The organism is Nitratidesulfovibrio sp. HK-II, from assembly GCF_003402415.2.
Classification (GTDB): Bacteria; Desulfobacterota; Desulfovibrionia; order Desulfovibrionales; family Desulfovibrionaceae; genus Cupidesulfovibrio.
Genome location: NZ_AP036014.1, coordinates 2,610,238 through 2,628,810 on the forward strand (window position 1 = coordinate 2,610,238; position 18,573 = coordinate 2,628,810).

General features: G+C 67.0%; 19 protein-coding genes. All 19 read left to right on the top strand.

Translation table 11 applies throughout. The features are described 5' to 3' along the window. The first annotated feature begins 40 nt into the window (after nt 1-40). The 19 genes from RVX_RS10895 to RVX_RS10985 all read left to right on the top strand — a co-directional run bounded on the left by RVX_RS10895 (nt 41) and on the right by RVX_RS10985 (nt 18,560). A complete protein-coding gene (locus RVX_RS10895; protein WP_116305875.1) occupies nt 41-649 on the top strand; it encodes a YceD family protein in 609 nt (202 codons plus the stop codon). 45 nt (nt 650-694) lie between these two features. Then, complete coding sequence (gene rpmF / locus RVX_RS10900; protein WP_007527626.1) at nt 695-874, top strand: 50S ribosomal protein L32; 180 nt, start codon at nt 695-697, stop codon at nt 872-874. Then, nucleotides 867-1,907: a phosphate acyltransferase PlsX gene (gene plsX / locus RVX_RS10905; protein ID WP_116305876.1), complete on the top strand. Its 1,041-nt coding sequence runs from the start codon at nt 867-869 to the stop codon at nt 1,905-1,907. The genes rpmF and plsX overlap by 8 nt, the downstream gene beginning before the upstream one ends. A 181-nt stretch (nt 1,908-2,088) precedes the next feature. Beyond that, entirely contained in the window at nt 2,089-3,081 is a 993-nt protein-coding gene (locus RVX_RS10910; RefSeq protein ID WP_116305877.1) for a beta-ketoacyl-ACP synthase III, read from the top strand. Between the two features lie 378 nt (nt 3,082-3,459). Further along, nucleotides 3,460-4,203, top strand: coding sequence for a 3-oxoacyl-[acyl-carrier-protein] reductase (gene fabG / locus RVX_RS10915; protein ID WP_116305878.1), 744 nt, complete (start codon nt 3,460-3,462; stop codon nt 4,201-4,203). A 62-nt stretch (nt 4,204-4,265) separates the two neighbouring features. Further along, entirely contained in the window at nt 4,266-4,496 is a 231-nt protein-coding gene (gene acpP / locus RVX_RS10920) for an acyl carrier protein (protein ID WP_007527619.1), read from the top strand. A 180-nt stretch (nt 4,497-4,676) separates the two neighbouring features. Next, nucleotides 4,677-5,924: a beta-ketoacyl-ACP synthase II gene (fabF, locus tag RVX_RS10925; protein ID WP_116305879.1), complete on the top strand. Its 1,248-nt coding sequence runs from the start codon at nt 4,677-4,679 to the stop codon at nt 5,922-5,924. A 318-nt stretch (nt 5,925-6,242) separates the two neighbouring features. Then, nucleotides 6,243-7,481 (top strand): serine hydroxymethyltransferase, encoded by a 1,239-nt coding sequence (gene glyA / locus RVX_RS10930; RefSeq protein WP_116305880.1) that lies wholly within the window; start codon nt 6,243-6,245, stop codon nt 7,479-7,481. A gap of 234 nt (nt 7,482-7,715) precedes the next feature. Continuing rightward, nucleotides 7,716-8,270 (top strand): deoxycytidylate deaminase, encoded by a 555-nt coding sequence (locus RVX_RS10935; RefSeq protein ID WP_230404666.1) that lies wholly within the window; start codon nt 7,716-7,718, stop codon nt 8,268-8,270. A gap of 6 nt (nt 8,271-8,276) precedes the next feature. Next, complete coding sequence (gene ribD / locus RVX_RS10940) at nt 8,277-9,515, top strand: bifunctional diaminohydroxyphosphoribosylaminopyrimidine deaminase/5-amino-6-(5-phosphoribosylamino)uracil reductase RibD (RefSeq protein WP_116305882.1); 1,239 nt, start codon at nt 8,277-8,279, stop codon at nt 9,513-9,515. 186 nt (nt 9,516-9,701) lie between these two features. After that, the gene (locus RVX_RS10945) at nt 9,702-10,394 is read left to right on the top strand and encodes a riboflavin synthase (RefSeq protein ID WP_116305883.1); all 693 of its coding nucleotides are present in this window, start codon (nt 9,702-9,704) and stop codon (nt 10,392-10,394) included. A gap of 96 nt (nt 10,395-10,490) precedes the next feature. Next, nucleotides 10,491-11,720: a bifunctional 3,4-dihydroxy-2-butanone-4-phosphate synthase/GTP cyclohydrolase II gene (locus RVX_RS10950; protein WP_116305884.1), complete on the top strand. Its 1,230-nt coding sequence runs from the start codon at nt 10,491-10,493 to the stop codon at nt 11,718-11,720. A 100-nt stretch (nt 11,721-11,820) separates the two neighbouring features. Then, nucleotides 11,821-12,291: a 6,7-dimethyl-8-ribityllumazine synthase gene (gene ribE, locus RVX_RS10955; protein WP_116305885.1), complete on the top strand. Its 471-nt coding sequence runs from the start codon at nt 11,821-11,823 to the stop codon at nt 12,289-12,291. A gap of 4 nt (nt 12,292-12,295) precedes the next feature. Further along, a complete protein-coding gene (nusB, locus tag RVX_RS10960; RefSeq protein WP_116305886.1) occupies nt 12,296-12,793 on the top strand; it encodes a transcription antitermination factor NusB in 498 nt (165 codons plus the stop codon). Between the two features lie 310 nt (nt 12,794-13,103). Continuing rightward, entirely contained in the window at nt 13,104-15,593 is a 2,490-nt protein-coding gene (gene leuS / locus RVX_RS10965; protein ID WP_116306543.1) for a leucine--tRNA ligase, read from the top strand. Between the two features lie 2 nt (nt 15,594-15,595). Further along, entirely contained in the window at nt 15,596-16,177 is a 582-nt protein-coding gene (lptE, locus tag RVX_RS10970; RefSeq protein ID WP_116305887.1) for an LPS assembly lipoprotein LptE, read from the top strand. A gap of 97 nt (nt 16,178-16,274) precedes the next feature. Beyond that, nucleotides 16,275-17,363 carry a DNA polymerase III subunit delta gene (locus RVX_RS10975; RefSeq protein WP_116305888.1) on the top strand — a complete coding sequence of 363 codons (1,089 nt, stop codon included), beginning with the start codon at nt 16,275-16,277 and terminating at the stop codon, nt 17,361-17,363. Between the two features lie 162 nt (nt 17,364-17,525). Further along, on the top strand, nt 17,526-18,203 hold the full coding sequence (gene radC / locus RVX_RS10980) for a RadC family protein (protein WP_116305889.1): 678 nt from the start codon (nt 17,526-17,528) through the stop codon (nt 18,201-18,203). Between the two features lie 21 nt (nt 18,204-18,224). Beyond that, nucleotides 18,225-18,560 carry an acylphosphatase gene (locus tag RVX_RS10985; RefSeq protein WP_116305890.1) on the top strand — a complete coding sequence of 112 codons (336 nt, stop codon included), beginning with the start codon at nt 18,225-18,227 and terminating at the stop codon, nt 18,558-18,560. Nucleotides 18,561-18,573: the final 13 nt, after the last annotated feature.

Below are 18,573 nucleotides of genomic sequence, written 5' to 3' on the forward strand. Positions count from 1 at the left end.
GAAGGGTTCGCATGTAGTAATCGCTGCTCGCGAGGTAGCCATGCACCAGATTTGGATTCCGCTCAAGGACATTCCGGCGGGCGGCGGCGAGTACGAGGTTGACGACCAGTCCGTCTGGCAGGGCCCCATCGCCGAATTCGCTTTGCCGTACACCATCATCGAGCCGCTGCGCGGCTCGGTGTTCCTGCTGCCGCAGGACGACGGCTGCCTTGTGCGCGGCAGGCTCACGGGGCGCATCAGCGCGCCCTGCGACCGTTGCGCCGAACCCGCGGCAATGGTCATCGACCATTCCTTCGACAGCTTCGAGCCGTTTCCCGCCCAGCCCCAGCGCCCCCAGCAAGAGGACGCGCGCGGGCACGGCAAGGCGGTCGCTTCCGCTCCGGAGGCCCCGGCGGAAGAATTCGAGGACGTGGACGAGGCCGTGATGCGCATCTCCCCTACCGGGCAGGGCGTGGAAGTGAGCCTGTCCGGCCTCTTGTGGGAAGAATTTCTGCTGGCCCTGCCGGTGAAGCCGCTGTGCTCCACCGGGTGCAAGGGCCTGTGCCCGTCGTGCGGAAGCAACCTGAACGCCTCTTCGTGCGCCTGCAAGGGCGAAGAGGGCGACCCCAGGCTTGCCGCCCTGCGCGGCCTTACCATCGGAAAGAAGTAGCACAACCCCCGCCGCCCTCGGCGGGACATCCAGGAGAGGAACGTCATGGCCGTTCAGCAGAACAAGAAGTCCAAGTCCAAGAAGGGCATGCGTCGTTCGCACGACCGCGTGGCCGTGCCCACCATCGTGTACTGCGCCTGCGGCGAGCCCACCGTTCCGCATCGCGCCTGCCCGAGCTGCGGCACCTACAAGGGCCGTCAGGTGGTCGCTCAGCCTAATGAGTAACGCCACCATCATCGCCGTGGATGCCATGGGGGGGGATTTCGGCCCCTCCGTGGTGGTCCCCGGCGCGATAGAGGCGGCGCGCGACAAGGGGATCGCCCTTCTGCTGGTCGGCGACCAGGCGAAGGTGCAGGCGGAACTGGCCAAAATCCCGCTTGACGGCGTCGCCTATGATATTGTCCATGCCAGCGAGGTTGCGGGCATGGACGAAAAGCCTTCGGACATTCTGCGCCGCCGCAAGGACGCCTCCATCCAGGTGGCCTGCCGCCTGGTGCGCGACGGGCAGGCCCACGGCATCGTCAGCGCCGGGCATTCCGGCGCCACGGTGGCCTGCGGCATGTTCATCATGGGGCGCATCCCCGGCGTGGACAGGCCCGCGCTCGCCTCCATCATGCCCACCGAGAAGAACCCCATCGTCCTTCTGGACGTGGGGGCCAACGTGGACTGCAAGCCCCATCACCTGTTCCAGTTCGGCCTCATGGCCGACGCCTTCGCGCGCGACCTTCTGGGGTGCGATTCGCCGCGCATCGGCCTTCTGAGCATCGGCGAGGAAGAGGGCAAGGGCAACACCCAGGTCAAGGAAGCCTACGAACTGTTCAAGCTGGCCCAGAACGGCATCAACTTCGTGGGCAACGTGGAAGGCCGCGACATCTTCAGCGGCGAGGTGGACGTGGTGGTCTGCGACGGCTTCGTGGGCAACGTGGCCCTAAAGCTCAGCGAGGGCCTCAGTTCGTCGCTGGGCCGCGTGCTGAAGCGCGAACTGCTTTCCGGCTTTCTGCCCAAGATCGGCACCCTGCTCGCCAAGTCCGCCTTTCGCCGCTTCGCCCAGTTCGTGGACTACGCCGAATACGGCGGCGCGCCGCTGCTGGGCTTGCAGGGCATCGCCTTCGTCTGCCACGGCAAGTCCAACGCCAAGGCCGTGCGCAGCGCCGTCAAGCTGGCCGCCACCTTCGTGGAAAAGAAAACCAACGAACGCCTCATCAAGGCCATCAGCGCCAACGAGGAACTCACCCGCTACGGCAAGGCGATCAAATAGGACATTTCCTGAAACGCCCACCCGGCGTGTGACGACGAAACGCGGTTTCGCGCGCCTTCGGGGCGGACGGCGCTGCCCGTGCCGCCAGAGCATTTTCAGCAGGCCCTCTTCGATGGTGAAATGCCCTAGCCTTCCCACCCTGCCACATGGCGCGCCCTGCGCGCCCACCGGAACCAGCCACATGACAGCATCGCGCGATATTGCCTGCCGGGTCAGGGGATTCGGTGCGTACACCCCCGTGGACGTGCTGACCAACTTCGACCTTGAAAAGTTCGTGGAGACCACCGACGAGTGGATCACCACCCGCACCGGCATCAAGCAGCGCCACCGCCTTGCCGAGGGGCAGAACGCCTCTGACGCGGCGGCGGAGGCCGCCCGCCTGGCCCTGGCCGACGCGGGCATGGAGCCGGGCGAGATCACCCACGTCATCAACGCCACCTGCACCCCCGACTACCTGTGCCCCAACACCGCCTGCCTCGTCGAGGCCAAGCTGGGCATCGTGGGGGCCATGGCCTTTGATTTCAACGCGGCCTGCTCGGGCTACGTGTACGGCCTGTCCATGGCGCGCGCCATCGTGGCCGCGCAGCCCGAAGCCCGCGTGCTGCTGACAGCCACGGAAGCGCTTACCCGCCGCCTGAACTGGGCCGACCGCTCCACCTGCGTGCTGTTCGGCGACGGTGCGGGCGCGTCGGTGATCACTGCCGACGGTGAAGGCGCCCTGCTCGAAGACGTGCGCTGCGCGTCCGACGGCAACCTGGGCGGCCTGCTGACCATCGGCGGCGGCACCAACACCCCCTACGCCAAGGGCGACCCCATCGGCGACGATTTCTTCGTGCAGATGAACGGCCGCGACGTATTCAAGCACGCCGTGCGCAACATGGCCGCCATCAGCCAGGAAGTGCTGGAGCGCAACGGGCTGACCACCGGCGACGTGGCCCTGCTCATTCCGCACCAGGCCAACCTGCGCATCATAGAGGCCGTGGGCGACCGCCTGGGCATCCCCGCCGAGCGCGTGTTCGTGAACCTGCACGAGTTCGGCAACACCTCGGCCGCGTCCGTGCCGCTGGCCATTGCCGACGCACGGGCCAAGGGCGTGCTGCGCCCCGGCATGCGCGTGCTGCTGGCCACCTTTGGTGGCGGGTTTACCTGGGGTGCCGCGCTGTTGCATTTTTAACTGGCAAACGGCCCTTTTCCCGCTGGCGGACCGACCCGAAGGGCGCGTAGCGTGCCCGTTAGGCGAGTCCGCGAGCCTCACGGGCATCGAGCGCAGAGCGGTCAAACTTCGCCTGCCATGTCGGTCAAATACGATAAGAGCGCGCTGCGGTCCTCATCCGTAAGGCTCGCAAGCTCGCCAAACGGCTGAGGCATATTCCCTCATGGCAGGCTCGTTTTCCTCGCCAGCAACAAAAAATCAACGTGCGCAGGGGCTGTGGGACTCCTGAAGAGATTCAAAACTGCCCCTCAGGGTACCCCGAAACGGGCCAATTGAAGTCGCACTGTCTTTGCGGTATAAGGCGGTGCCCTTTGCAACCCGCAACATGAGAAAGGCCGAATGAGCGAACTCACTTCCACCGCGCTGGTCACCGGGGGCTCCCGGGGCATCGGCAAGGCCGTGGCGGAAACCCTGGCCCGCGAGGGCTTTCAGGTCTACCTCACCTACGTGAGCAAGCCCGAGGAAGCCGAAGCCGTGGCCGCGGGCATCAACGCCGCCGGCGGTTCGGCGCGCGCCTTCAGGCTGGACGTTTCCGACGCCGCCGCAGTGGCCGCGTTCTTTCAGGAAGAAATCAGGGAAAAGGTCGTCCTCGACGTGCTCGTGAACAACGCGGGCATCACCAAGGACGGGCTCATCCTGCGCATGAAGGACGAGGACTTCGACCGCGTGCTGGACGTGAACCTTTCCGGCGCGTTCACCTGCCTGCGCGAGGCGGCCAAGCTGATGACCAAGCAGCGCAGGGGCCGCATCGTCAACATCACCTCGGTGGTGGGGCAGATGGGCAATGCCGGGCAGGTCAACTATTCCGCCGCCAAGGCGGGGCTGATCGGCATGACCAAGTCCGCCGCCAAGGAACTTGCCGGGCGCAACGTCACGGTCAACGCCGTGGCCCCCGGCTTCATCGAAACAGACATGACCGCGAAGCTCACCGACGAGATTCGCGCGGCATATATCGAAGCCATCCCGCTCCGGCGTCTGGGCCTGCCCCAGGACATCGCCGATGCCGTGGCCTTTCTGGCTTCCGATAAGGCGGGCTACATCACCGGGCAGGTCATCGCCGTCAACGGCGGCATGTACTGCTAGTTCCCCGCCGCGTACGCAGCACCGACCGGCACCGAAACGAGAAAAACAGCATTGGAGGGACCATGTCCGTTGAAGAGAAAATCACGAAGATCATCATGGATCAGCTTGGCGTGTCCGCCGAAGAAGTGAAGCCCGAAGCCTCCTTCGTGGAAGACCTTGGCGCCGACTCGCTCGACCTGACCGAACTGATAATGGCCATGGAAGAGGAATTCGGCACCGAAATCGACGATGACGATGCCCAGAAGATCCTCAAGGTCAAGGACGCCATCGCCTACATCAAGAGCAAGCAGTAGGGCTTGTTCTTCACGTAACGAAGATCGCATGCGGGCGTCTTATGACGAGGTCATAAGACGCTCTCGCGCTTTTCTTCCGCACGGCCGAAACCACGCGAACGGCGCGCAACCACTCGCCATCGTTCCACATCCATCCCGTTCGCGCGAACTCGGCCCCACTACCGCCAAGAGGAAATCTTAATGACCGGAAAGCGTGTCGTCGTGACCGGCCTTGCGGCCATCACCCCCCTTGGTAACGACCTTGCGACAAGCTGGGAGAACCTGGTGGCCGGAAGGTCCGGCATCGGGCCCATCACCCACTTCGACGCTTCGGAGTACACCTCGCGCATCGCCGGCGAGGTCAAGGGTTTCGACCCGGAACAGCACATCCCGGCCAAGCAGGCCAAGCGCATGGACCGCTTCGTCCAGTTCGCGGTGGCGTCCGGCAAGATGCTCGTCGAGCATTCCGGCCTCGTCATCGACGATTCCAACGCCCACCGCGTGGGCGTGCTGCTGGGCGTGGGGCTTGGCGGGCTTCAGACCATTGAGGTCTTCCACTCCAAGCTCATGGAGTCTGGGCCCAACCGCGTCTCGCCGTTCATGATCCCCATGCTGATATCCAACATGGCGCCCGGCCAGGTCTCCATCTTCACCGGGGCCAAGGGGCCCAACCTGGTGACCACCAGCGCCTGCGCATCGGGCCAGCACGCCATCGGCTACGCGTACACCGACATCGTCATGGGCCGCTGCGACGCGGTGATCACCGGCGGGGTGGAAGCCACCATCACGCCCATGGGCGTTTCGGGCTTCACCGCCCTGAAGGCCCTGTCCACCGCCCGCAACGACGACCCCACCAAGGCGTCGCGTCCGTTCGACAACGAGCGCGACGGCTTCGTCATCGGTGAAGGCTCGGGCTTCCTGATGCTGGAATCGCTGGAATCGGCCCAGGCGCGCGGCGCTACCATCTACGCCGAAGTGGTGGGCTACGGCGCATCCGGCGACGCCTATCACATGACCGCCCCGCACGAGGACGGCCTGGGCATGGCGCAGGCCATGCTGGCCGCCATCAACGAGGCGGGCATCCGTCCCGAGGACGTGGACCACATCAACGCCCACGCAACCTCGACGCATCTCAACGACCTGTGCGAAACCAAAGCCATCAAGAAGGTGTTCGGCGACCACGCCAAGAACATCCGCATCACGGCCAACAAGTCCATGACCGGGCACCTGCTGGGTGCGGCGGGCGGGATGGAGGGCGTGTTCAGCGTCATGACGCTGCACACCGGCATCATCCCCGGCACCATCAACCGCGACACCCCGGACCCCGAGTGCGACCTGAACTACATGGCCAGCGGCTCGGAAAAGCACCAGGCCGAATACGCGCTGTGCAACTCGTTCGGCTTCGGCGGGACGAACTGCTGCATGCTCTACAAGCGCTGGAAGGGTTAATATCGCAAACGCACGTATCACGGGCGGCTACGTCGTCAAAAAGCCTTTTTGCTCCAGTCGAATACCAAAGAGTATACTCCCTCCGCAAAAAGGCTTTTTTCCTCGTCCCCGCCTCGCGCTCCGCACGTTTGCAGTCCCGCTCGATATCGGACTCTGTCCGTACTCGCTTGCCTGAACGGGGGGTGCAGGGGGCTTGGCCCCCTGCCCGCCGGAGGCTTGCAGAACATCTCCCCCCATAAGGGCGCGGGAGAACGATATTTCCAGAGGTCGCGCGGCATCCTGACGCCGCGCGGCCGCAACCATTCACGGAGGCGAACCATGGACGAACTGCTGATTCAAGACCCGGAAGTGGGTCGCGCGGTCACTCTTGAAATCGAACGTCAGACCGGCAAGCTCGAACTCATCGCGTCCGAGAACTTCGTCTCCGCCGCCGTCCGCCAGGCGCAGGGCAGCGTGCTGACCCACAAGTACGCCGAAGGCTACCCCGGCAAGCGCTACTACGGCGGCTGCGAGTTCGTGGACATCGCGGAAAACCTGGCCATCGACCGCGCCAAGGCCATCTTCGGCTGCGGCTACGCCAACGTGCAGCCCCATTCCGGCAGCCAGGCCAACATGGGCGTGTACTTCGCCTGCCTGAAGCCGGGCGACACCATCCTGGGCATGAACCTTTCGCACGGCGGGCACCTGACCCACGGCAGCCCGGTGAACTTCTCCGGCCGCCTGTACAACGTGGTGTTCTACGGCGTGAAGAAGGAAACCGGCTACATCGACTACGACGAAGTGGCCGCCCTTGCCCGCGAGCACAAGCCCGCCCTGATCGTGGCCGGGGCCAGCGCCTACCCGCGCACCATCGACTTCGCCCGGTTCCGCGCCATTGCCGACGAGGTGGGCGCGAAGCTGATGGTGGACATGGCCCACATCGCGGGCCTGGTGGCCACCGGCCTGCATCCCACCCCAATCGGGCAGGCCCACTTCACCACCACCACCACCCACAAGACCCTGCGCGGCCCGCGCGGCGGCATGATCCTTTCCGACGAGGACAACGCCAAGGTCCTGAACAGCCAGATATTCCCCGGCATCCAGGGCGGCCCGCTGATGCACGTCATCGCGGCCAAGGCGGTGGCCTTCGGCGAGGCGCTGCGCCCCACCTTCGCCGACTACCAGAAGCAGGTGGTGAAGAACGCCGCAAGGCTGGCCGGTTGCCTGACCGCCGCCGGGTACGACCTGGTTTCCGGCGGCACCGATAACCACCTGATGCTCATGGACCTGACGTCCAAGGACATCACCGGCAAGGACGCCGAGCACGCGCTGGACAAGGCGGGCATGACCGCCAACAAGAACACCGTGCCCTTCGAGACCCGCTCGCCCTTCGTGACCTCTGGCGTGCGCCTGGGCACCCCCGCCCTGACCACGCGCGGCATGAAGGAAGCGGAAATGGAAAAGGTGGCCGCGTGGATCGTGGACGCCCTGACCAACGTGAACAACGAGACCCGCCTTGCGGCCATCAGCCGCGAAGTGGAAGTCTTCGCGCGGCAGTTCCCGCTGTTCGCCTGGTAGGCCGGACTAGCGCCGCTGCAACGTCGCGGGCTGTCATGAATGATTTCCCGCGTTGTGCAGGCCGTTCCTAATTAAAGAGTTTGGGGGGGGAGGGGTCCGGGGAGGGAGACCCTTTGCGGCAGCCGTTAGGTATGCGCGTAGCGCGAACCTTACGGATGGCGACCGCAGAGCGTCAAAGGGTCCCCTCCCCGGCTCTTCTTCCTGCAATCACCGACAGAGGCCACCATGTCCACGCTGTCCCGCCTCCCCTGGCCCCAGTATTTCATGGAGATCACCTACCTCGTGGCCGAACGCTCCACCTGCACCCGGCGCAAGGTGGGGGCCATCGCGGTGAAGGACAAGCGCATCCTGGCCACGGGGTACAACGGCGCGCCCTCGGGCGTGGCCCACTGCCTGGACGTGGGCTGCCTGCGCACCCAGTTGGGCGTGCCTTCCGGCCAGCGCCACGAAATCTGCCGGGGGCTGCACGCGGAACAGAACGTCATCGTGCAGGCCGCCATCCACGGCATTTCGCTTGCCGGGTCAGAAATCTACTGCACCACCCAGCCCTGCCTGATCTGCACCAAGATGCTCATCAACTGCGGCGTCACGGCCATCCGCTACGCGGAATCGTACCCCGACCAACTGGCCGAGGACATGCTGCGCGAATCGGGCGTGCGGTACGAGGTGCTGCCCTTCACCCCGCGCGCGGGCAGTCCCTGCGTTCCGCCGAACCTCCCCACTCCGCCGGACGGCACCGGGGGCACCACCGGGGGCTGCGGTGGCGGCTGCGCCTGCGGGGGCAGGTAGGCTCCCATGACCGCGCCCCATCCGTTCCACGCGTTCATGGGCGAGGCCATCGCCCTCGCCCGGCGCGGCCGCTGGCGCGCAGCGCCCAACCCCACGGTGGGCGCGGTGCTGGTGCGCGACGGTCAGGTAATGGCGCGCGGCTATCACACGGCCTGCGGCATGCCCCACGCCGAGGTGGAATGCCTGCGCGACGCGGCGGCAAACGGCGTGGACCCGGCCGGGTGCACGCTGGTGGTCACGCTGGAGCCGTGCAACCACCACGGCAAGACGCCCCCCTGCTCGCAGGCGGTGCTGGCGGCGGGCATCCGCCACGTGGTGGTGGGCATGGCAGACCCCAACCCAGTGGCCCAGGGCGGGGCGGAATTTCTGCGCCAGCACGGCGTGCGTGTGGACGTGGGCGTGCGCGAACAGGACTGCCGCGACCTGGTGGCCGACTTCGTCACCTGGAAGCTGACGGACCAGCCCTACGTCATCCTGAAGCTGGCCAGCACGCTGGACGGTCGCATCGCCACCCGCGCGGGCCATTCGCAGTGGATAAGCTGCGCGGCCTCGCGCCGCCGGGTGCATGGCATCCGCGCGGGCGCGGGCCATGCCGGGGGCGCGGTGCTTGTGGGCGGCTCCACCCTGTTCGCCGACAACCCGCTGCTGACCGCCCGCTGCGGCGATTTTTCCGATGCGTTTCCCGCCGCTCCCCAAGGGGACTGCTCCCGCGTTGACGGTGCGGACGCCCCGCGCCGCCAGCCGCTGGCCGTGGCCGTCACCTCGCGCCTGGATGAGGTGGCCGCGCGGGCCGGTGAACTGGCGCTACTGCAACAGCGGGCGGCCGAAACCATTTTCTGGACCACGGAGCCCGCCTCCGCCTCCCCTGCCGCCGACGCGGTGCGCGCCACGGGCGCGCGGGTGTGGGGCCTGCCTGTCGCAAGCGACACGGCTGGCACGGGCGGCACGGCTGGCGCGAAGCTGGACCTGCGCGCTGGCCTGGCCCGGTTGCGGGCCGAGGCCGGTTGCCTGTACGTGCTGTGCGAGGGCGGCGGGCAGTTGGGCCTGGCCCTGCTGGAAGCCGGGCTGGTGCACGAGTTCGAGTTGCACCTGGCCCCCAAGGTGCTGGGCGACAACGCGGCGCGCCCCCTGTTCGACGGCCGCGCCCCCCTGCGCATGGACGACGCGCTGGGTTTGCGCGTGGCCGCCACCGCACCCAGCGGGGAGGACATCATCGTCACCCTGCGCCCCGGGGACTGTTTCTAACTTGTCCTTTCGTCCGTTGGCGATGTCACACTTCACCTGCCATGTCGGTCAAATACGACAAGAGTATACTCCCTCATGGCAGGCTCGTTTTCCTTGCCAACGGACGAACGTCCTGCGTTAGAAGCAGCCCCCAGGTTGTGTGATATATCCCAGACAACGGCGGCACGCCGCCTCGGAGAGAGCTTCATGTTCACCGGCATCATTCAGGGACAGGGCGGCATCGTGGCCGTGGAGAGCGCGGGCAAGGAAACCCGCCTGCGCATCCGGCCGCTGTTCGTGCTGTCCGACATCGTGGTGGGCGAATCCATCGCGGCCAACGGCGTGTGCCTGACCGTGGAAACCCACGGCGGCGCCCGCGACACCGCGTGGTACTCCTGCTACGCCTCGGCCGAAACCATGCGCCTGACCACCCTCGGCGACCTCAAAACCGGCGACAAGGTGAACCTGGAGCGGGCCCTGGCCATGGGCGACCGCCTGGGCGGGCACATGGTGGCGGGGCACGTGGACTGCGTGGCCACCGTGTCGGACGTCCGCCCGGAAGGCGAATCGCGCCGCTACCGGCTCACTTTTCCGCAAGAATTCGGCCCCCAGGTCATCCCCAAGGGCTCCGTGGCCCTTGACGGGGTGAGCCTGACGGTTAATCATTGTGGCCCGGATTTTCTGGAGGTCAACGTCATCCCCGAAACGCAGCGGGTCACCACCATCGCAGGGTGGAAGCCCGGAGTCCGCGTGAACATGGAGACGGACCTCATCGGCAAGTACGTGCAGCGCATGCTTTCGGCATGGCAGGGCGGCGCATCCGCCACCGGCCATGCCGCCTCCGGCTCCGGCGGGGGTGGCGGGCTGTCCGTGGAGTTTCTGAAGGAACACGGCTTTTAGGTCCCGTCGCAGGGGACAGGAGCCGGGTCTTCATTCGTGTCGAACGACCAGAACGCCGCGCGCGCACGGGGCGGCGTCGCATATCCAGAGGTAGCCATGCCCATTTGCAAGACCGAGGAAGCCATCGAGGAAATCAGCAAGGGTAAGATGATCATCCTCGTGGACGACGAAGACCGCGAGAACGAGGGCGACCTGACCATCGCCGCCCAGCACATCACCCCCGAGATCATCAACTTCATGGCCACGCACGGGCGCGGCCTGATCTGCCTGGCCCTTGAACCGGCGCAGGTGGACAAGCTGCAACTGCCCATGATGACCCGCCGCAACGGCTCGAAGTTCGGCACCAACTTCACGGTGTCCATCGAGGCGCGCAAGGGCGTGACCACGGGCATTTCCGCCGCCGACCGCGCGACGACCATCCTGGCCGCCGTGGCCGACGAGGCCCAGCCCGAAGACCTGGTGACCCCCGGCCATATCTTTCCCCTGCGAGCCCAGAAGGGCGGCGTCATGGTGCGCGCCGGGCAGACCGAGGGCAGCGTGGACCTGTCGAAGCTGGCCGGCCTGAAGGGCGCGGCGGTGATCTGCGAGATCATGCGCGACGACGGCGAAATGGCCCGCATGCCCGACCTGATCGAATTCGCGAAGAAGCACGACATGAAGATCGCCACCATCCGCGATCTCATCCGCTACCGCATGCAGTCGGGCCTGCTGTCCGTGAAGCGCGTGGCCGAGGCGCAGATGCCCACCAAGTACGGCGAGTTCCGTGTCATCGCCTACGAAAACGAACTGCACGACGAAACCCACCTGGCGCTGGTCAAGGGTGACATCACCCCCGGTGAGCCGGTGCTGGTGCGCGTGCACAGCGAATGCCTGACCGGCGACGTGCTGGGCTCCATGCGCTGCGACTGCGGCGGCCAGCTGGCGGCGGCCATGTGCCAGATCGCGGGCGAGGGCAAGGGCGTGCTCTTGTACATGCGCCAGGAAGGGCGGGGCATCGGCCTTGCCAACAAGATCCGCGCCTACGCGCTGCAGGACCAGGGCTACGACACCGTGGAGGCCAACCACAAGCTGGGCTTCAAGGCGGACCTGCGCGACTACGGCATCGGCGCGCAGATTCTGGTGGACCTTGGCGTGCGCAAGATGCGCATGATGACCAACAACCCCAAGAAGATCATCGGCCTTGAAGGCTACGGCATCGAGGTGGTGGAACGGGTGCCCGTGGAGCTGGAATCCTGCTCCTTCAACGAGGCGTACCTGCGCACCAAGAAGGAGAAGATGGGCCATCTTCTCGAACTGAAGCATACCGACGCGCCGAGCGAAATCTAAACGACACGCAACCGCCCCGCCCGCGCCAGGCACCACCCGGCGCGGGCGGAGGACGGCCCCATATCACGCCCCGGCGCGCCGCCGGAAAAGGAGACCCCCAATGCTGCACGTCAAGACCATCGAGGGCCAGTTCGACGCCAAGGGCCTGAAGTTCGCCATCCTCGCCACCCGTTTCAACGACTTCATCGTGGACCGCCTGGTGGGCGGTGCGGTGGACTACCTGGCCCGCCACGGCTGTGAGCGCGAGGACCTGACCATCGTCCGCGTTCCCGGCGCGTTCGAAATGCCCATCGTGGCCCAGAAGCTGGCCAAGAGCGGCCGCTACCACGGCATCATCGCCCTGGGCGCGGTCATTCGCGGGGCCACCCCCCACTTCGATTTCGTGGCCAACGAAGCCACCAAGGGCCTGGCCCACATTTCGCTCGATTCCGGCGTGCCCGTGGGCTTCGGCCTTTTGACCACCGATTCCATCGAGCAGGCCATCGAACGCGCGGGCACCAAGGCGGGCAACAAGGGCGTGGACGCCGCCGCCGCCGTGCTGGAAACCGTGCGCGTGATGGAGCAGCTGTAAGCCCATGGCCAACCAGGGCAAGAAACCCACCCGGCGCAGCGAGCGCGCGCTGGCCTTTCAGGTGCTGTACGGGCTCAGCTTCACCCCGGCCACCAGCGAAGGGGCGTTGCGCGCGGCCTACGCCGCCTCGCCCGATGTCGCGGACCGGGCCGCCGAAAGCGATGCGTCCGCACGGCACGACCCCGCCACCGCCCCCCAGGGCTACGCGTGGGAAGTCATCCACGGCGTGTGGAAGACCCAGGCCGAACTGGACGAGGCCGTATCGGGCTTTTCGCAGAACTGGCGCGTGGAGCGCATGGGCCGCGTGGAACTGACGCTGCTGCGCATCGCCGTGTACGAAATGCTGTTCCGCGACGACGTGCCCGCCAAGGTGGCCATGAACGAGGCCATCGAGCTTTCCAAGCAGTTCGGCGACGACAACTCGCGCGGTTTCATCAACGGCATTCTCGACGCGGTGGCCCGCGCGGTGGAATCGGGCCGACTATCGCCCAAGGGGCAGTAGGCCCCGGTGCTGACGGGGGAGCCGGGCGGCGCTTAACCGCCCGGAATCACCCCGCGAATGCGCAATTGGCACTTGAAGGCGCGCGTCCGAAAGGCTACGGTCTGACGGGCTCGCGCCCTCGGTCTTCCCGGCAGGCGCGCCCGCCAGATCAGTACCGGACCAGATACCGGACCAGATACTCGCCACCACCGGCGGTCGGAACAGGCACCGGCCACCAACGGCATGGCAGGCGGCCCCGCACCAGCTCACAGGGACCAGCTTACACGGACCAGCCCACAAGGACCATCGCGGCATGAAACCCGAACGCGGCATGAAATACGATCCCCAGTCCATCGAAACCAAATGGCAGCGCATCTGGGAAGAAAGCGGCGCCTTCCACTGCGACCACCACTCCGACAAGCCCAAGTACTACGTGCTGGAAATGTTCCCGTATCCTTCGGGCAACATCCACATGGGGCACGTGCGCAACTACTCCATCGGCGACGTGGTGGCCCGCTTCAAGCGCATGCAGGGCTTCAACGTGCTGCACCCCATGGGCTGGGACGCCTTCGGGCTGCCGGCGGAAAACGCCGCCATCAAGCACGGCACCCATCCCGCCAAGTGGACCTTTTCCAACATAGACAACATGCGCACCCAGTTGCGCCGCCTGGGCTACTCGTATGACTGGCGGCGCGAACTGGCCACCTGCACGCCCGAATACTACCGCTGGGAACAGCAATTTTTCCTGCGCTTCTTCGAGAAGGGCCTGGTGTACCGCAAGCAGGCCCCACAGAACTGGTGCCCCAAGTGCCACACCGTGCTCGCCAACGAACAGGTCATCGAGGGGCTGTGCTGGCGCTGCGATTCCGCCGTGGAGCAGAAGAACCTGACCCAGTGGTTCCTGCGCATCACCGACTACGCGGAAGAGTTGCTGGCCGACCTCGACAAGCTGGAGGCGGGCTGGCCCGAGCGCGTGGTGAGCATGCAGCGCAACTGGATCGGCAAGTCCATCGGCGCGGAGATCGTGTTCCCTCTGGAAGGATCGGAAGAGTCCATCACCGTGTTCACCACCCGGCAGGACACGGTGTTCGGGGCCACCTTCATGAGCCTTGCGCCGGAACACCCGCTGGTGGAACAGCTCATTGACGGAAAGCCCGAAGCCCCGGCGGTGCGCGCCTTCGTGGAGCGCATCCGCAACATGGACCGCATCGTGCGCCAGTCGGACGACCTGGAGAAGGAAGGCGTGTTCACCGGGGCCTACTGCGTGAACCCCTTCACCGGCCGCCGCATGCCCATCTGGGTGGCCAACTTCGTGCTGGCCGAATACGGCACCGGCGCGGTCATGGCCGTGCCCGCGCACGACCAGCGCGACTTCGAGTTCGCCCGCAAGTACGACCTGCCCATGCAGGTTGTCATCCAGCCGGAAGGCGACGCGCTGGACACCGCCGCCATGCAGGCCGCGTGGACCGAGGCGGGCCAGTTGGTCAATTCCGGTGAATTCGACGGCCTGACCAACGAGGCCGCCAAGCAGAAGATCGCCGATTCGCTGGAAGCCTCCGGCAAGGGCCGCCGCACCGTCAACTACCGCCTGCGCGACTGGAACATCTCGCGTCAGCGGTACTGGGGCGCGCCCATTCCCGTGGTGTACTGCGACACCTGCGGGGTGGTCGCCGAAAAGGACGAGAACCTGCCCGTGCTGCTGCCGCTGGAGGTGCGTACCCACGAGGACGGCCGCTCGCCCCTGCCCGACACCCCCGAATTCGCGGACTGCGCCTGCCCCAAGTGCGGCGGCAAGGCCCGCCGCGAAACCGACACCATGGACACCTTCGTGGAGTCCTCTTGGTATTTCGCGCGCTACACCAGCGCCCGCAAGGACGACGGAGCGTTCGACCCCGCCGCGCTCAAGTACTGGATGCCCGTGGACCAGTACATCGGCGGCGTGGAGCACGCCATCCTGCACCTGCTTTACTCGCGCTTCTTCGTGAAGGCCCTGCGCGACTGCGGCTACATGGACCTGGACGAACCCTTCGCCAACCTGCTCACCCAGGGCATGGTGCTGAAGGAAGGGGCCAAGATGTCCAAGTCCAAGGGCAACGTGGTGGACCCCACCGAAATGATCGCCCGCTACGGGGCGGACACGGTGCGCCTGTTCTGCCTGTTCGCCGCGCCGCCGGAACGCGACTTCGACTGGAGCGACACCGGCATCGAGGGTTCCTACCGCTTCATCGGGCGCATCTGGCGTCTGGCGGACGAGCTTTCCGGCGTGCTCATGCCGGTGAAGGCCTGCTCGGCCACCGCGGCAGACGCGCAGACGCCCCAGGCCAGGGACCTGCGCAACAAGGAACACGCCACGGTGCGCAAGGCCGGGGCGGACATCAGCGACAGGTTCCAGTTCAACACGGCCATCGCGGCGGTGATGGAACTGGTCAACGCACTGTACCTCGCCAAGGACGAACTGTCCGGCGACGAGGGCGGACGCCGGGTGCTCTCCAGCGCCGTGGCCACCGCGCTCACGCTGCTGTCCCCCATCACCCCGCACCTTGCCGAGGAACTGTGGGCCGCCATCGGCAACCAGGGACGCGTCACCGACGAGCCGTGGCCGCAGTGGAGCGAGGAAGCCCTGGCCCGTGACGAGGAAACCATCGTGGTCCAGATCAACGGCAAGCTGCGCGGCCGCGTCAGCGTGCCCGCCGGGGCGGACGCCAAGGCCATCGAGGCCGCGGCCCTGTCGGAACCCAACGTGGCCCGCCATCTGGAGGGTGTCACCGTGCGCAAGGTCGTCGTCATTCCCGGAAAACTCGTCAACGTGGTGGTGAGCTAGCCATGGCCGCCGCGTCCTTCATGAACCTTGGCCAGAGCGCGGGCCGCAACGGCGGATTACCGTCCCGCATGACGCGGCGCGTGGTGCGCGCGGTCACGACCGTGGCGCTGTTCGCGGTGCTGCTGGCTGCGCTGTCCGGCTGCGCGGGCTACCGCCTGACCACCGAAGACACCGGCATCTTCGGCGACGGAACCAAGACCATCAAGATCAAGGGCGTGGACAACCCCACCATGTACCCGTGGCTGCCCTACCTGCTGCGCTCGGCCCTGCGCGACGAAGTGGGCGCGCGCAGCCTGGGGGTGTGGAAGGACGACGGCCGCGCGGACTACGAGATCAAGCTGCGCGTGCGCCATTTCCGCCTGCGCGGCGACGTGCGCGACTCCGACGACAACACGCAGTTGTATACCGCCTCCATGTCGGCGGAGGCTACCGTGTACGACGGCGCCACCAACGCCGTGGTCTGGGAATCGAAGGTGGTTTCCTACTCCAACTCCTACGATACCTACAACGAGCAGGACGCCGCCGAAGAAGTGGGCACCGAACTGGTGCGTCGGCTGGTGGACAGGATGCGCCAGCGCTTCTAGACCGCAGGCGTCGGCCCGGATATAAACGGCCCGAGGGGAGGCGATCCCTTCGGGCCTTCTCGTTGCCGCTCCCTCCCCGCAACCCCACGGTGCCCGCATGACGAGACCCGGCTTCACCATCTGCATCTGCCCCGACGCCCGCCTGATGCGCGACCGCATCGACGCGCTGCTGGCCGCCCACCCGCCCGCGCTTCCCGAAGGGAGCTCCGGAGGCCTCGGGCTTGCCCCTGCCGCGCCAGCGGAATGGGACCGCCAGGCCTTCTGGGGCGACGAGCCGCTGCCCCCGGCCTTCTGGGAACACCTGACCCTGCAGGGGCTGTTCGCCACGCCGCGCGCCCTGGTGGTGCGCAACGCCCAGAACCTGCCCGCCGAAACGTGGAAGCGCATTTCCGCCGCCCTGGCCAAGCCCAACCCGCTGGCCTGGCCGTTCCTGTGTCTGGAGGTCCCCTTCGACAAGGGCCAGCCCAAGGTGCCCGTGCACATCGCCAAGCTGCGCTGCCTCGACTTCGCGGAAGCGAAGAAATGGATATGGCGCTCGCCCGGCCTGGATGAACGGGGGGTATCCACCTTCGTGCGCCAGCATGCGGCATCGCACGCCATCCGCTTCGCGCCGGGCGCGCTGGAGGCCGTCTGCGCCGCCCTTCCACCCGACGCCACCGCCATCGCCACCGAGCTTGAAAAACTCTCGCTGGCCGCGGGCGACGGAGAGGTGACCCCGGCCATGGCCGCGCTGGTGGACCATGCGGCGGACATCGACATCTTTTCCTTCATGCGCGCCCTGCAGGCGGGCAACGCCCCCATGACCGTGTGGCGGCAGGTGCTGCGCGACCGCCTGGGCGGCGATTCCATGCTTTTCCCCTTCCTGGGCATGCTGCTGCGCGAAACGCGCATCCTCTGGCAACTGCTGGCGGGCGAGCAGGTGCGCCTGCCCCCCTCGGTGCTGCCCGCCAAGCAGCAACTGGCCCGCCAGTTGGGCCATGCCGGTCTGGCCCGGATATGGGACCTGGCCCTGGAAGCGGAACTGGGCATCAAGAGCGGGGAGCGCTCGCCCGAACAGGCCATGGAAATGCTGGCGGCCGGGCTGTTCACCCTGTTCGCGCGCAGTCGGCGCGCCCAGCCCGGCGGGACTCCGCAGGGAGGCAGACCGCGTCCCCCGGCCCATTCGCCGGGCGGCTACGGGAGCTGACGTGGCCGCCGCGACGCAGCATCGGCAGGCGGTACCGGCCCTTCCCGCCCGGGACGGGGACGCGCATTCCCCCTCGGCCTCATCCCCCCGGCAGGGCAGCCAGCCAGCCCGCGCCGCCACCTCGCGTACAACGGGCTTGCACGCCCCGCACGACTGCTTATTATGACCACTGGTCCCCACTACCACGGGCACCGCGAACGGGTGCGCGCCCGGTTGCGCCACGACCCCGCAGCGCTGCCCGATTACGAAGTGCTGGAACTGCTGCTGGGCCACGTGCTGCTGCGCCGCGACACCAAGCCGCTGGCCAAGGAACTGCTTACCCGCTTCGGCAGCCTGCGCGGGGTGCTGGACGCCCGGCCCTCGGAACTGCTGACGGTGAAGGGCTTCGGCCCGGCCATGCTCGACTTCTGGGCCCTGCTGCGCGAGGTGATGGCCCGCTACGTGGAAACCCCGGCCCGCGAACGCGAGGTGTTGGGCAGCCCGCAGGCGGTTGCGGAAATGGCCAGGGTGCGTTTGGCAGCTTCGCCCCACGAGGAGGTCTGGGTGGCCCTGCTGGACACCCAGAACCGCATGGTGGCCTGGGAACGCGCCTCGCGCGGCACGGTGAACGCATCCGCCGTGTACCCGCGCGAAATCCTGGAACTGGCCCTGCGTCACAAGGCGGCCTCGATCATTCTGGTGCACAACCACCCCGGCGGCAATCCGTCGCCGTCGGCGGGAGACATCGAGATCACCCGGCAACTGGAACTTTCGGCCAAGGCCATCGGCATGCGCCTGCTGGACCACGTCATCGTCACCGACGACGCCTGTTACAGCCTGAAGGAAGACGGCCTGATCTGACCCGACGGGGAGGAAGCACCCATGACACGCAGCCGCTTCAGGGTCACCGGCCGGGTGCAGGGGGTGGGCTTTCGCTCCTGGACCGGCCGCACCGCCCGCGCCCTGGGGCTTGCCGGGTGGGTGCGCAACATGCCCGACGGCAGCGTGGAACTGGAGGCCGAAGGCCCGGACGAGCGCATGGACGCCCTGCGCGAGGCCCTGTGGCGCGGGCCCGCGTTCGCCAGGGTCACCGGCGTGGACGAACACCCCGCCGCGCCCGCCGTCCACAACGCGCCCGACTCCCGCGACGGGCAGCAGGCCACGCAGGGCACACCGGGCGCGCCGATGACGCCCCACGATTTTCATATCCTATCCTGACACGCGAGGAGCA